Raw genomic sequence first — 14,551 nt, 5'->3', positions numbered from 1 at the left:
AGGAGTCAGCATGTGTGCAGCGGATCAAGCGCATCAGTGGAGTCTTTGTCCACAGTGTGATTTAACAGTAAAGCTGCCCGCTGTACCGGTTGGCAGCCGTGCGCGTTGCCCGCGTTGTCACACCACGCTGCAAGCCAACTGGCAGGAGCCGCGTCGACGTCCGACCGGCTACGCCTTTTCGGCGCTGTTTATGCTGGTGCTGGCCAATCTGTTTCCTTTCATCAATATGCACGTCGCGGGATTGAGCAGCCAGATATCGCTGCTGGAAATCCCCCAGGTGATGGATCGCGAAGATTACCGCAGCCTGGCAACGCTGTTTCTGCTGTTTGTGCAGGGCATTCCTGCCTTCTGCATGATCACCATTATTCTGCTGGTCAATAACGTCCGCATGCCGCACAACCTGCGGCTTGGGTTGGCGCGCGTGCTGTTTCAGCTGCGTAGCTGGGGCATGGCGGAAATTTTTATGGCTGGCGTGCTGGTCAGTTTCGTTAAGCTGATGGCGTATGGTGAGATTGGCCTCGGCAGCAGTTTTTGGCCGTGGTGTCTGTTCTGCGTGTTGCAATTGCGCGCTTTTCAATGTGTTGATCGCCGTTGGGTGTGGCGCCGCATCAATCCTTTACCGCCGCTGCCGAAAACGCCGCTGGCCGGTGTTAGCGGCCTGAAGCAAGGTTTGCGTAGCTGCCCGTGTTGTACCGCGATTCTGCCCGCTGACCAACTGGCGTGCCCGCGTTGTGGTGTGAAGGCGCATGCGCGCCGCAAGCACAGTCTGCAATGGACGCTGGCGCTGCTGATCACCTCGGTGATGCTCTACATTCCCTCAAATATCATGCCGATCATGGTGACCGAAACGCTCGGTTCGCAATATCCTTCGAACATTATGGCCGGAGTAATTTTGCTATGGAGCGACGGTTCGTGGCCGGTGGCGCTGGTGATCTTCATCGCCAGTATCATGGTGCCTTCGCTGAAAATGCTGGCGATTGCCTGGCTGTGCTGGCACGGCAGCGGACGCGGTGGGCGCGATGATGAAAAGATGCACGTGGTTTATGAGGTGGTTGAATTCGTTGGCCGTTGGTCAATGATTGATGTGTTTGTAATCGCCGTTCTCTCTGCGCTGGTGCGGATGGGTCGGCTGATGAGTGTGTATCCTGCGCCGGGCGCGCTGCTGTTTGCCATGGTGGTCATCCTCACCATGTTTGCCGCAATGACCTTTGATCCGCGCCTGCTGTGGGATCGACAACGAGAAACTGAACGTAAGGAGCCGCGTCTTGACGGACAACCATCACGGGACTGCTAAGGTCGACCAGATTAAACGCTGGTCGCCGGTCTGGATTGTACCTATTGTCACGCTGTTAATCGGCGGATGGATTCTTTTTTATCACTTCAGCCATCAGGGCCCGGAAGTGACGCTGATTACCGAAAATGCGGAAGGCATCGAAGCCGGTAAAACCACCATTAAGAGCCGCAGCGTCAACGTCGGTGTGGTGGAAAGCGCGGTTCTGACCGACGATTTGCACCATGTAGAGATTAAAGCGCGCCTTAATTCGGGCATGGAAAAGTTGCTACAGGGCGACAGCGCATTTTGGGTGGTGAAACCGCAAATTGGTCGCGAAGGCATTACCGGATTGGGCACGCTGCTTTCCGGTGCCTATATCGAGCTGCAGCCGGGCGCGAAGGGCGATAAGCCGGAACGTTATCAACTGCTGGATGCACCGCCGCTGGCGCCGCCGGATGCCAAAGGCATTCGCATAACGCTCGACAGTAAAAAAGCCGGTCAGCTTAATGCGGGCGATCCGGTGCTGTTCCGCGGTTATCGCGTAGGTTCAGTGGAAACCAGCAACTTTGATACCGATAAACGCATGATGACTTATCAGCTGTTTATCTCGGCGCCTTACGATCGCCTGATCACCACCAACGTGCGTTTCTGGAAAGACAGCGGCATTGCCGTCGATATGTCTGCATCAGGCATGCGCGTAGAGATGGGATCGCTCACTACGCTATTCAGCGGCGGCGTCAGCTTTGATGTGCCGGACGGCGCTGAGCTGGGCCGGGCGGCGGAGAACAAGGCGGAATACCATCTGTACGACGATCAGCGCAGCATCCAGGATTCGCTCTACAGTGCTCATACCGATTTCCTGCTGTTCTTCACCGATTCAATTCGCGGCTTGCAGGTTGGCGCACCGGTTGAGTTCCGCGGCATTCGTTTGGGTACGGTGTCACAAGTGCCTTATATGATTCCGGGCGTGAATCAGGCGCTGAATACGGATTATCGTGTGCCGGTGCTGATTCGCATTGAGCCGGATCGGTTTGTTAATCGCCTGGGCGGAGATTTCAATCTTGAGCAGCATCTGCAGGATGGCAAAAAACGCGGTCTGCGTGCGACGCTGAAAACCGGCAACCTGCTGTCTGGCGCGCTATTTATCGACCTCGATTTCTACGATAACGCACCGGCGTATCAAGGCCCGAATCAGGTGGCTGGCCTGGAAGTGATTCCAACCGTCAGCGGCGGCCTGGCGCAGATTCAGCAGAAACTGATGGCGGCGCTGGATAAGATCAACGGCTTGCCACTTAATCCAGTACTGAATGAAGCCACAGGTACCTTGAAAGAGAGCCAGCGCACCCTGCAGCGGTTGCAGAAAACGCTGGATAACCTTAATCAGGTCACGGCGAATCCGGCGATGAAAACCCTGCCTTCAGACATGCAGCAAACCTTGCGCGAACTGAACCGCAGCATGAAAGGGCTGCAGCCAGGTTCACCGGCTTACAGCAAGCTGGTGGGCGATATGCAGCGGCTTGATCAGGTACTGCGAGAACTGCAGCCGGTGCTGAAAACGCTGAACAGCAAAAGTAACGCGCTGGTGTTTGAGGCCAAGCCGGGCCAGGATCCACAGCCAAAGAGGGCGAAACAGTGAAAAAAGGGCTAATTATCGGGGCGCTGTTGCTGCTGGCAGGCTGCAGCAGCACCATTGAAAATACCTATTATCAGCTGCCTGCGGGCAGCAATGTGGCGCGCGTTGAAAGTGCCGCGGGCACTGGCCAACCGATGATTTGGGTTGAGCAAGTAACTGTACCGGATTACATGGCGGGCAACGGCTTGGTCTATCAGACCAGCGATGTGAAGTACGTGATTGCAGCCAATAACCTGTGGGCCAGTCCGCTCGATCAACAGTTGCAGCAAACGTTGATCAGTAATCTCAGTAAAGCGCTACCTGGCCGCCTGGTTGCCGGTGCGCCGCTGGGCGACACGCACGATACGCTGTCGGTAAACGTTACCGGTTTCCAGGGACGCTACGATGGACAAGTGGTGGTGAGTGGCGAATGGTTACTGCAGCATCAAGGACGCCTAATCAAACATGGCTTTAATCTGACGCTGCCGCAAACCGAAGATGGCTATGATGCGCTGGTACGTACTCTGGCTCTCGGCTGGCAGCAAACCGCACAACAAATCGCAAATAGTGTCGTTTCGCTAAATTAAGATTTGTTCGATGCTTATGCTAAGTCCTTGATTTACTGTAGTGTGATCGCAGTCAAATCAGGGGCTTTTTTTATTGCCTAATCAGCCAGATAGACAATCAACTGACAATTCTACATGGCACTTTAACGTCAAAACATGACATTGGCGTGAATTTTGCGCATTGACCTTTCTTCGGCATCGGGTTAGAACATTACTGTGGTTGAACATTATATCGCCACTCTTTCTTTCCACCCAGATTCCACCAGACCTGAAATGAGGGAAACGAGGCATGAAGAGACAGAAGAGAGACCGCCTGGAACGAGCACATTCACGAGGCTACCAAGCCGGTATTACGGGCCGCTCAAAAGAGATATGCCCTTATCAATTGATCGATGCACGGTCTCACTGGTTGGGAGGTTGGCGTCAAGCCATGGAGGACAGGTCAGCGGTGGCCTAGCACTGCTGGATGTCTAACATTATGGAAGAAACCTCCGCTGCGTGCGGAGGTTTTCATTTGGAAGGATTAGAAAGCTGATGTGTCTTTGAACAGACCCACTTTCAAATCGGTCGCAGAGTAAATCAGGTTCCCGTCAACGAAGACTTCGCCATCTGCCACGCCCATCACCAGTTTACGGTTAATCACACGTTTGAAGTGAATTTTATAGGTCACTTTTTTGGCGGTAGGCAGGACTTGTCCAGTGAACTTCACTTCACCCACGCCCAACGCGCGGCCTTTACCTTCTGCGCCCAGCCAGCCGAGGTAGAAACCTACCAGCTGCCACATCGCATCGAGGCCGAGGCAACCCGGCATTACCGGATCGCCAATGAAGTGGCAGTCAAAGAACCACAGGTCAGGGCGGATATCCAGTTCGGCTTCGACGAAACCTTTATCGAATTTACCGCCGTCTTCGGTCATTTTGACCACGCGGTCCATCATCAACATGTTGTTGGATGGAAGCGGCGGTCCATTTTCGCCAAACAGTTCGCCGCGACCCGAGGCAATCAGGTCTTCTTTACTATAGGATTCGCGTTTATCTACCATGTTCTCAATATGCCTTCTTTTAGTGAAGCCCGAATATTAGCGAACAGTTGTACGCTGAGCAATGTTATCAGCTGTGGTTGAACCAGTTGAGCCAACGTAGTGGCCACGGACGCAGGCGAGCTTCCTGCTGGTTCAGCTGGGTAATACGTTCCTGAATGGTGCTAAGCAGAGATTCGCCGCTTTCACTCTGCCAGGCAATGCCGGTCAGCAGCGGCAACGCTTCATCTACGCTCTCAATGGCCCAAAGATGGAATTGTCCGGCCTTAACCGCTTCCACAACATCCTGATTCAGACTGAGATGGCGCGCGTTACTGGCAGGGAAAATGACACCTTGCTTGCCGGTCAATTCACGTGAATGACAGATTTGGAAGAAGCCTTCAATTTTTTCGTTCAGGCCGCCGACGGGCTGCACGTTACCAAACTGATCAACTGAGCCGGTCACCGCAATCTGCTGGTTAACCGGCTGATTAGCCAGCGCACTGATTAACGCACAGAGTTCGGCCAGCGAGGCGCTGTCGCCATCCACTTCGGAATAGGATTGTTCAAATACCAGTGAAGCGGAGAAGGGCAGCTGTTGCTCTAGTTCCAGCTCGGCAATCAGGTAGGCTTGCATAATCATCATGCCTTTCGCATGAATGTTGCCACCTAATTCGGCTTTGCGCTCCACATCGGTGAACTCGCCATCGCCCGGGTGTACCACACAGGTAATGCGCGAAGGTTCTCCCCACGGACGCGGATGGCCTGGGAACTCAACCACCGAAAGGCCGTTAATTTGCCCAACCACTTCGCCTTCGGTTTCAATCATGATCTGATTAAGCAGGATTTCATCACGCATGCGATCGGCGAGGAAGCCTTCACGCCATTGGCGCGCTTCCAGCGCTTCTTTCAACGCTTCGCCATTGATGCTGTCGCCATGCAGCGCCGCTTCTTGCAGCTGGCGACGCAGCCAGCGCGGGCAAAGCGGCAACGTGTCTTGATCACCGGTCATGCGTGCTGCTTCGGTGATCAACAATGGCCAGAAATCGGCTTCAGGCTGCGCTAATCCGGCTTGTTCGGCTTGCGTTAGCGTCCACTGGCACCATGACGTCATGTCATCTTCGTCGAGAATTTGTAAGCTCTCTTCGAATTCGCTATACAGCGCCATCTCATGAACTTCGACGTCCATTTCCTGGAAGGCGGCCAGTGCATCACGGTCGCCACACAGTACCAGACGCAGTTGCAACGGTAGCGGGGGAATGGCGACGGGCAATGGTTGACGCTCATCCTGTGAATACCAATCGAAGCGACCTTGCTCAATACACTTACGCAAACGCAGCCACAGCAGCGGCTGTGCCAGTAAAGTGTTGACCGCAAGAATCAACGTACCGCCATTGGCGCGATGCAGTAAGCCCGGTTCAGGCTGCACACGGTCTTTATATTGACGTACGCAACCGAACAACTGTTCAGCTTCAATCCAGTCGGCGAAATGCACGCCGCCCTGGCTGGTGAAGGGGCGATTGATATCGGTTGGCGGTAGAAGACTGACGGTATCACCCATCACATGATAGTCGCCACCGTAAAGAGAAATATCATCCGGCTGGAAACGTTGCGCCGCATCGGCGATGCAGGCCAGGTAATCGCTGTTTTCCTGACTGCGTAACAGCAGCAGCGGAAAACCCAGGGTTTGATGATGCAAATGCGCCAGCGCATTCAGCAGACGCGGCTGAACCGCGGCAAGACTATCGCAATCTTCCAGTGAGACGTTCGAGAAAATGGATTGGTAGCGGTCGCTATCCGGCTGCAGGGCTTGCCACGTAATTTGAGTGCTGGTCAAAATATTCGCATTAGTCTGATTTAGGAAAAGCGCGATTATACAGGAATCAACCTGGTTAATCACGGCGGAGTTCCGGCCCGGATTGTGACGGCTGCAACATGTTTTTCCTTGCTGCATCCAGGAAAAAAGCTGTTATTCTTAGTTTGTTACGTGATCACGATGAGATTCCGATGAAATACCAGCAACTCGAAAATCTTGAAAGTGGATGGAAGTGGAAATACCTGGTGAAAAAGCATCGGGAGGGTGAACTGATCACCCGTCATCTTGAGCTTAGTGCGGCGCAAGCTGCGGTCGATACGTTGTTGTCGATGGAAAACAGCCCGGTTGAGGTTAACGAGTGGATCGCCCAGCACATTCATCCAGATTTGGAGAATCGTCTCAAGCAGACAATACGTGCACGTCGTAAACGTCACTTTAATGCTGAGCATCAGCACACGCGTAAGAAATCGATCGATCTGGAATATCTGGTGTGGCAGCGTCTGGCAGGATTGGCGCAGCGTCGCAGTAATACGCTGTCAGAAACCATAGTTCAGTTAATTGAAGATGCTGAACGCAAAGAGAAGTACGCCAGCCAGATGTCTACGCTGAAGCAAGATCTGCAGGCGATCCTCGGAAATGGTGGCTCGGAAAAAGAGTAGAATCCTTTTCGTTCTCATTACATTCAGCCATAAAAAAAACCCCGCCTTAGCGGGGTTTTTTACTGCGTGATAACTTAAGCCTGTGGCTGAGTTACAACGTCTTTGATACCTTTCACGTCGATTTCAACGCGACGATCTGGCGCCAGGCAGTCGATCAGGGCATTGCGGCCTTTCACGCTGTCACAGGTGTTGCCAGTAACTGGGTTGGATTCGCCCATACCGCGTGCAGAGATCTTGTTAGAAGGGATACCTTTAGATACCAGGTAATCAACTACAGATTGCGCGCGCTTCTCAGACAGTTTCTGGTTGTACTGCTCTGAACCGATGCGATCGGTGAAGCCCAGTACTACAACAGAGCCGTCTTTCGGATCCATTGAGCTCAGCTGGCTGTACAGCTGATCAAGAGCCTGCTGACCTTCTGGCTTCAGAGTAGATTTGTTGAAGGTGAACAGAACGTCAGACTTCAGGGTGAAACGCTTGGTTTCAACAACTGGCGCTGGAGCTGGAGCCGGAGCTACAACTGGCGCTGCATCTTCATCCTGACCGAAACGGTAAGAAACGCCTACGCTCAGCATGCTGTTGTCTGGACGTGCACCAACGGTACCTGCGTCACCGATGTTGTTAACCCACTGGTAGTCCAGGCGAGTTGCCCAGTTTTTGGTCAGTGCGTATTCAACACCAACAGCAGCCAGCGGAGAAACGCCGGTGTCGTGGTCGCTGATGCGGCCAGTAGTTGGGTTGGTCTGAGTAGAGTCAGCACGCCATACCATACCACCCAGACGGGTGTAGACATCGAAGTCTTCGGTAATTGGGTAGCTCAGTTTAGCAGCCAGCTGAACGCCTTGTGCTTTGAATGCGCCATTGGTCACGGTACCTTTGTTAGGCATACGGCCCAACCAGTCGTAGCCCAGCTCGAAGCCCAGGTACGGGTTCGCCTGATAACCCAGGAATGCACCAGCACCTAGCTGAGATTCATGAGTTGGACCGTTGTTGTTCTCATAACCGTTACCGTAGTAACCAGTATCGTGATACTGAGACCAGCCCAGTTTAGCACCGGTGTACCAGGTGTTATCTTTAGGTGCGGCCTGCGCTACGGTAGCGAAGCCAGCCAGTGCCACTGCAATTGCGATAGCTGTCTTTTTCATTTTTGCGCCTCGTTATCATCCAAATAGGCAATGAGCAAAAAGGTTGCTCTTTGTGTTAATCCTTCGCCGGGTCTAAACGCTCGCTTTTGACTCTACCGAAAAAACGGAGGTTATTGAGCACCCTGGCGAGCTAAAGTCTACAACGAGATTGGAAACTTACAAGTATGATGTGACGCCGGGCAGCAAAAAAACAGCGATTTATACACACATTTTAACAAAACATATGGCTAAATCTTCGGTCTTAGAAAACAAAAAAGCGTCTAAGCCATTGTCATAGCTGGCGGGAAAAGAATCAGTAGCTTAGATGCAACTTTTGCAAAAAAAATGCTGAGAAAATTCCTGGATTTACTTAATGAAACAAATCTGAGGGAATTTTTGACGCATTAGGTTGTCTGGAATGAGCATATTGACGTCCCTGTGGACGCAAAATCAGACCGAGTGCTTCACCCTCCGCCGCTGCTTGTTCCAATTCTAAACGCTCTTCATCACTCAATTCGTACGGAATCCAGGCAAGCACGACGCTGTAGTTACCTGTACGTAATGCCTTCACCATACTTTCAACGGTGTTAAAACGCTCAGATTCGGTGATATGCATACTCTTTTCTAACGGCAATCCCGACTGCTGCATCCAGCTACGATTTAGCTTATGAGCCGGAGTGAGCCACAGCTGCCAGCGCGATTGCTCGCTCAACTGTTTTAGTACCGGAAGCAGCATAAGTTGCATCATTTCAGGTTGTTCGCTGGAGCGCAGTTCAGTGATTCCACCCAGCGAAGGTTGCGCTAAGCCAGGTGAAGCGAAACGATGTGAACGATCAGCAGGGCCAGAGAAATGAGTACGCATAATTTAATCACTCAGTAATGAACTGTATGGATGTACAGTAATGGCTTCCTGGATAAAGATCAACCTCAATTTCTGAAAACGCCTCGCAATTTCTGCACAAGATCCCGCACTCCTGCTTTTATTCATTGAACAGCTAAATCGTTTTTTTTATCTTCTAACCAGATGAATCTGCGAGCTTTTATAGGAAATTTCCCGCGCATGGAATCCATTGAAGGGGGCGTTATGAAGAGATATAACCCGGTAGTTGAGCAATCGAAAGCGCAGTTGGCGGCATTAGGTAAAATTGAATCGCGTACGCAATTTGGGGGGTATGCGCTGACTATTGAGAAGGTGATTTTTGCTTATATCAATGAAGATGCGCTTTATCTCCGAGCCAGCGAGGCGCTTCACGTCTATAACGCACAGCGTTCACTCGAACCGCTGATTTACCGCAAGCGTGGCGTGCCGGTGACCTTAAGCTACTTCAAAGTAGATACACAGTTATGGCAAAACCCCGAACAATTATTGCAGTTATCGGCTAGCTCATTGCGCGCCGCACAGGAGGAAGCGGCTACCAGACTTGTCTCGCTGCGATTGAAAGATCTGCCGAATTTAAGCCTGCGACTGGAGCTGATGCTGCATAAGGTGGGGATCAGTTCGGTGCGGTTACTGTGTGAAACAGGATCGCGACAAAGCTGGCTGAAACTACGCGCGGTCAATAAGCACATTGGGTTAAAAACGCTGTTGGCGCTGGAAGGTGCAATATCAGGACATCATGAGGCGGCGTTACCCAGCGCCATCAGGCAAGAGCTCTACGCCTGGTATCTAAAAATGCTCCGCCAGCATGCGGCGGCGGAGCATCAGCAGCCTTAATCGTTGACGAGGGTGCGGCGTAGACGGGCAATTTCGGGCAGCAGCGCGACCAACAATCCCAATTGCTGAATCACTAATGGTGCGCGTGTATCCGGGCTGTTTTTCATCTCGCTCATGCGCTGCATTAGCGCCTGCTGCATCTCTGTGGCTTGCGTATCCGTAACCTGATCGATCTGCAGCACATCTTCTATGAAGCAGACCGCGTCATCCAGTAAGGTCAGCAAGGTACTATCTGCCAGCTGTTCGCGATGCGCTCCCAGCGCCGAGATATAGCTGAGGAAGGAGTGGTTCAGACACAGCAGTCGAAACGCATTCTCACGTAACGGTTGTTGTAGCTTAAGTTCACCACTGATGTTTGACACCACTGACGCTAGCTCAGCATCGGCGTTGTGCGCATCGCGACGTGCCACGCGATAAGCCAGACGATTGTCCTTGCCTTGATGATATTGCTCCATAATCGCATCCAGATAGCGGCAGTTGGCATCCAATGTTCGATCGGCAACGGCGGTGATTTTGCGAAAACGCCAGTCGGGCCAGACAAAAGCCACGGCTAGCCATGCCAGGCCACAGCCAAGCAAGGTATCCACCACGCGCGGTAGCGCCACTTCAAAGCCTTCGCCGAGCAAATTGAAGCACAGCAGAACCAGCAAGGTGATAAACAACGTGGCTTGCGCATATTGAACCTGGCGGAATGCGAAGAACAGCACGCCGCTCAGCACGATCAGCACCAGCTGACCTTCAATCGAGGGCACCAGCCACAAGACCGGCAGGCCGATGGCGATGCCGGCTAAGGTACCGCCAATACGCAAGGCGAGGCGTCGTCGGGTGGCGTTGTAATTGGGCTGGCAGACGAACAGGCTGGTCAGCAAGATCCAGTAACCGCGATCGACGCCGGTGATTTGAATAAAGGCGTAGCCAACACACAGCACTAGCGACATACGCACTGCATGGCGGAACAGGGCCGATTGTGGGCTGAGATGGCGACTCAGGCGTAAGCGGATATCCGCCCAGCCGCTGAGCCCTTCCCGTGACAGATGGTGATCGCTCTGCGGGGACGGTTCAGCAAGCATCTGCTCTGACTCAATCGATGCCAGTTGCGCATCAATGGCACGCAGATTACGCAGCAGCCAGAACAGTGCGTGAATGTGCGGATCCTGCGGCTCGTTCTGTTGAAGGCGTTGCAGCGCGGTTTCCAGCCGTTCAAAGGTGCGTTCAAAATGGCTGTCGTGATGCCACGGCTGACGCAGCAAAATGGTCTCCGCCAGTTGTCGACACGCGCGCGCTTGCATGTTCATCAGGCGCTGGAAACGGAACAGCACTTCGTTGTAACGCCAGTTATCACGCAGCAAATGATATTGCAGATGCGAGGAGCTGGCGCGTTCATGGATATCCTGCGCGACAAAATAGTAGTGCAGGCTGCGACGCGTGCTGCGTGAACCGCGGTCGCCACGCAAACGACTTTGAATGGTGCTTTTAGTGAGATTGAGCTGGGCCACCAACTGGCTGTTGACCATCGCCGTGGCAACCAGCGTAGCGTCATCCTGATCGCCGCCGTCAGGATCAAACAGGTTTGCTTTGGCTTCAAGATAGCGCGCCAGCTGGGAAAAACTGCCTGCCAGCTGTTCCTGCACCGGGCGCACCGGAAACATCAAATGACCAACAAAGGTCAGCAAGTTGTACCAAAGGGCACCGATCAACAGCAGCGCTGGCTGCATCCACCACTGCGGGAACAAGCCGATGCCCAGCATGGTATAAACCGCAATCAGCAGCGCACCAAAGGCGATGGTGGCATAACGCTGTCCCAGCGCACCGAGCAAAATAAAGCCCCAGCTGGAAAGCGCCAGACCCAGAGCAAACGCCCACGGATTGGGGAACAGCAGTTCCACCGACACCGAAGCAATACAGAAACACACCAGGGTGATCAAAAGATTGCGTACACGCCCAATCCAGCGATCGTCGAGATCCGCCAGCGCCGCGGCGACCACGCCCAGCGTCAGCGGAATGGTCCACTCGATTTGGTGCAGCCACCACGGTACCGCCGCGCATCCGGTTAAGGCAAAGAAGATGCGCAGCAAGTAGCGCAGGCTGCTGTTAAATAGATAACGTCGCCAGCCTGGCAAGGCGTCATGAATCATTGAACGGCCTCAGTAGCGGCGACGCGCATTGGCTTCACGCGCAGCCTGCGCTTCTTCAACGGAGACCACGCGACGGCCAACCGGCCACAGCGCAATCGCGGCAATTTTGAAGTTGGCGATGCCAACAGGAATGCCGATGATGGTCAGACACTGCACGATACCGGCCGAGATATGCGCCAGACACAACCACCAGCCAAACAGTATCAGCCAGAAAATGTTAAGGAAGGTACCGCCGGTATTCATCACATGGCTTTTACTGTCGGGACGCAGCACATCGACATGCACCGCTTCGTTGCCAAAGGGCAGCAGAGACAGTTTGGTGATTTCCCAGCAGGAGCGCGTCAACGGCAGCGTAAAAATCAGCACGATGCTCACCAGCGTGGCAAACAACCAACTGAGGGTGGTGAAAAAGCCGCCGAGAATGAAATTAAGAATGTTAAGTACGGTACGCATAAACGTGTTTTTCCTTTTGCAATCCGCAATATGTGGCGCCAAGTTTAGCCTGTTTTAAGGCTGGAGCGTCAAGAGTCTGACAGGTAAACTGCGCGATATCGAATTCCACATGACGGTGCGGACATGGAACTGAAAGCAACATCAATGGGTAAACGTCTGGCACAGCATCCCTATAATCGGGTGCGCTTGCTGGCCGCCGGCGTGGAAGTCAGTGGCGATCGCCATGAATATCTGATCCCGTTTAACCAGTTGCTCAACATTGCCTGTAAACGCGGCATGGTATGGGGCGAACTGGAGTTTCTGCTGCCAGATGAGAAAGTGGTGCGCCTGCATGGTACCGAATGGCAGGAAACGCAGCGCTTTTTCCACTACTTGCAGCACGCCTGGCAGCAGTGGAGCCAGGAGATGAGCGAGGTGAGCGCGGAGGTGCTGGTCGCGCTGGAGCAGGAAATTCTCGCCTTCACCCAACAGGATCGCTGGTTGAAACGCAGTGAGCTGAGCGCGGTAAAAGAGAGCATTACACGCCAGTTTTCTGCCTTGCCGTTGCCTCTCGCGCGTATTGCCGAGTTTGATAACTGTCGTGAGCGCTGGGAATTCTGCCAGCAATGGCTGGAGCAGGGTGAAGCGGCGATCCGCCAACGCAATCGCCAATGGACCAGTGAGATCCTCAGCGACTATCACGAATTCTTTTCCACAGTTGAAACCACGCCGCTCAATCCATCGCAATGCGAAGCTGTAGTGAATGGCGAAGACGCGCTGCTGGTGCTGGCGGGGGCGGGCAGTGGCAAAACCTCGGTGCTGGTGGCGCGCGCGGGTTGGCTACTGAAACGCAAGCTGGCGCAAGCGGATCAAATTCTGTTGCTGGCGTTTGGTCGTCAGGCGGCAGAAGAGATGAATGACCGTATTCAAACGCGCCTTGGTGAGAGCGCGATTCAGGCGCGTACCTTCCATGCATTGGCGCTGCATATCATCCGCGAAGGCAGTAACAAACAACCGGTGATCAGCAAGCTGGAAAGCGACAGCAAGGCGCGGCGACAGTTGCTGATTGAGACCTGGCGCGAGCAGTGCAACAGCAAGAAAGCACAGGCCAGCGGATGGCGTCAGTGGTTGCAGGATGAGCTGGAGTGGGAGATTCCCGAAGGTCCCTTTTGGCAAGATGACAAACTGGCGCAGCGCATCGTATCGCGCATGGAGCGCTGGCTGGGCTTGATGCGCATGCACGGCGGCGCGCAGGCGGCAATGATCGCGGATGTGGCAGAAGCGCAGCGCGATAATTTCAGCAAGCGTGTCAAACTGATGGCGCCACTGTTAAAGGCATGGAAAAGCGCGCTGAAAGAGGAGGGCGCGGTCGATTTTTCCGGGCTGATTCATCAGGCGATTGCCATTCTGGAGAAAGGGCGTTTTATCAGCCCGTGGAAGCATATTCTGGTCGATGAGTTTCAGGACATCTCACCGCAGCGAGCTGCACTGCTAACGGCGCTGCGTCAGCAAAACAAGCGAACCAGCCTGTACGCGGTGGGCGATGACTGGCAGGCAATCTATCGCTTTAGCGGTGCCGAAATGAGTTTGACCACCGCGTTCCATCACTATTTCGGCGATGGCGATCGCTGCGTGCTGGATACCACCTATCGCTTTAACGATCGTATTGGTGAGATAGCCAATCGCTTTGTACAACAGAACCCGCATCAGCTGCGCAAGCCGCTGAACAGCTTGAGCAAAGGCAATAAAAAATCGGTGACTTTGCTGCCGCAGGATCAACTGGAAGCGCTGTTCGATAAACTGAGCGGTTATGCCAAACCCGAAGAGCGCGTACTGCTGCTGGCGCGTTACCACCATTTGCGGCCAGCAATCCTCGATAAAGCTAAAACGCGCTGGCCAAAGTTAAAGCTGGATTTCATGACGATCCATGCCAGCAAAGGACAACAGGCGGATTTTGTTATTGTATTGGGGCTGCATCAGGGACGCGACGGTTTCCCGGCACAAGCGCGGGAATCCATCATGGAAGAGGGTTTGCTGCCGCAGCCGGAAGATTTCCCGGATGCAGAGGAGCGACGGCTGGCGTATGTGGCGATGACGCGTGCGCGCCAGCAGGTGTGGCTGATGTTCGATAAAGATCGGCCTTCGGTATTTGTCGAGCACCTGCGCGAATTAGGTGTGCCACAAAGCCGTAAGGCCTGATGA

Annotated in this window: 13 protein-coding genes; 7 read left to right on the top strand and 6 right to left on the bottom strand. The window is 53.6% G+C overall.

Annotated features, from left to right (window positions below; all coding sequences use genetic code 11):
- Positions 1–10 precede the first annotated feature (10 nt).
- The 4 genes from pqiA to rmf all read left to right on the top strand — a co-directional run bounded on the left by pqiA (position 11) and on the right by rmf (position 3,908).
- The gene (gene pqiA, locus PZBJ_RS01890; protein ID WP_101760927.1) at positions 11–1,294 is read left to right on the top strand and encodes a membrane integrity-associated transporter subunit PqiA; all 1,284 of its coding nucleotides are present in this window, start codon (positions 11–13) and stop codon (positions 1,292–1,294) included.
- Entirely contained in the window at positions 1,266–2,909 is a 1,644-nt protein-coding gene (pqiB, locus tag PZBJ_RS01885; protein WP_101760926.1) for an intermembrane transport protein PqiB, read from the top strand. Before pqiA ends, pqiB begins: the two co-directional genes overlap by 29 nt.
- The gene (gene pqiC, locus PZBJ_RS01880) at positions 2,906–3,472 is read left to right on the top strand and encodes a membrane integrity-associated transporter subunit PqiC (RefSeq protein ID WP_101760925.1); all 567 of its coding nucleotides are present in this window, start codon (positions 2,906–2,908) and stop codon (positions 3,470–3,472) included. Before pqiB ends, pqiC begins: the two co-directional genes overlap by 4 nt.
- Before the next feature lie 268 nt (positions 3,473–3,740).
- On the top strand, positions 3,741–3,908 hold the full coding sequence (gene rmf, locus PZBJ_RS01875; protein ID WP_071531634.1) for a ribosome modulation factor: 168 nt from the start codon (positions 3,741–3,743) through the stop codon (positions 3,906–3,908).
- 66 nt (positions 3,909–3,974) lie between these two features.
- On the opposite strand, the gene fabA is transcribed toward rmf, so the two are convergent.
- Both fabA and PZBJ_RS01865 read right to left on the bottom strand, forming a co-directional pair.
- A complete protein-coding gene (gene fabA, locus PZBJ_RS01870) occupies positions 3,975–4,493 on the bottom strand; it encodes a bifunctional 3-hydroxydecanoyl-ACP dehydratase/trans-2-decenoyl-ACP isomerase (protein ID WP_101760924.1) in 519 nt (172 codons plus the stop codon).
- Positions 4,494–4,560: 67 nt separating this feature from the next.
- Positions 4,561–6,423, bottom strand: a complete 1,863-nt coding sequence (locus tag PZBJ_RS01865; protein WP_101760923.1) for an AAA family ATPase — start codon at positions 6,421–6,423, stop codon at positions 4,561–4,563.
- Between the two features lie 53 nt (positions 6,424–6,476).
- Between PZBJ_RS01865 and matP the strand changes: the two genes are divergently transcribed.
- Positions 6,477–6,944: a macrodomain Ter protein MatP gene (gene matP / locus PZBJ_RS01860; protein WP_008101445.1), complete on the top strand. Its 468-nt coding sequence runs from the start codon at positions 6,477–6,479 to the stop codon at positions 6,942–6,944.
- 74 nt (positions 6,945–7,018) lie between these two features.
- On the opposite strand, the gene ompA is transcribed toward matP, so the two are convergent.
- Both ompA and sulA read right to left on the bottom strand, forming a co-directional pair.
- The gene (ompA, locus tag PZBJ_RS01855) at positions 7,019–8,089 is read right to left on the bottom strand and encodes a porin OmpA (protein ID WP_101760922.1); all 1,071 of its coding nucleotides are present in this window, start codon (positions 8,087–8,089) and stop codon (positions 7,019–7,021) included.
- Positions 8,090–8,438: 349 nt separating this feature from the next.
- Positions 8,439–8,930: an SOS-induced cell division inhibitor SulA gene (gene sulA, locus PZBJ_RS01850; protein ID WP_101760921.1), complete on the bottom strand. Its 492-nt coding sequence runs from the start codon at positions 8,928–8,930 to the stop codon at positions 8,439–8,441.
- A 222-nt stretch (positions 8,931–9,152) separates the two neighbouring features.
- Between sulA and PZBJ_RS01845 the strand changes: the two genes are divergently transcribed.
- Complete coding sequence (locus PZBJ_RS01845) at positions 9,153–9,782, top strand: TfoX/Sxy family DNA transformation protein (RefSeq protein ID WP_101760920.1); 630 nt, start codon at positions 9,153–9,155, stop codon at positions 9,780–9,782.
- On the opposite strand, the gene yccS is transcribed toward PZBJ_RS01845, so the two are convergent.
- The gene (yccS, locus tag PZBJ_RS01840) at positions 9,779–11,917 is read right to left on the bottom strand and encodes a YccS family putative transporter (protein ID WP_101760919.1); all 2,139 of its coding nucleotides are present in this window, start codon (positions 11,915–11,917) and stop codon (positions 9,779–9,781) included. The two genes, PZBJ_RS01845 and yccS, sit on opposite strands and share 4 nt — an antisense overlap.
- Before the next feature lie 9 nt (positions 11,918–11,926).
- The gene (locus tag PZBJ_RS01835) at positions 11,927–12,370 is read right to left on the bottom strand and encodes a YccF domain-containing protein (protein WP_008101434.1); all 444 of its coding nucleotides are present in this window, start codon (positions 12,368–12,370) and stop codon (positions 11,927–11,929) included.
- Positions 12,371–12,493: 123 nt separating this feature from the next.
- Here PZBJ_RS01835 and helD point away from each other — a divergent pair, with 123 nt between their 5' ends.
- Complete coding sequence (helD, locus tag PZBJ_RS01830) at positions 12,494–14,548, top strand: DNA helicase IV (RefSeq protein WP_101760918.1); 2,055 nt, start codon at positions 12,494–12,496, stop codon at positions 14,546–14,548.
- Positions 14,549–14,551: the final 3 nt, after the last annotated feature.

It is taken from the genome of Pantoea endophytica, from assembly GCF_002858935.1.
GTDB lineage: Bacteria > Pseudomonadota > Gammaproteobacteria > Enterobacterales > Enterobacteriaceae > Pantoea > Pantoea leporis.
The sequence above is the reverse complement of the archived record's forward strand: the minus strand, read 5'-3'. Positions and strand labels throughout refer to the sequence as shown.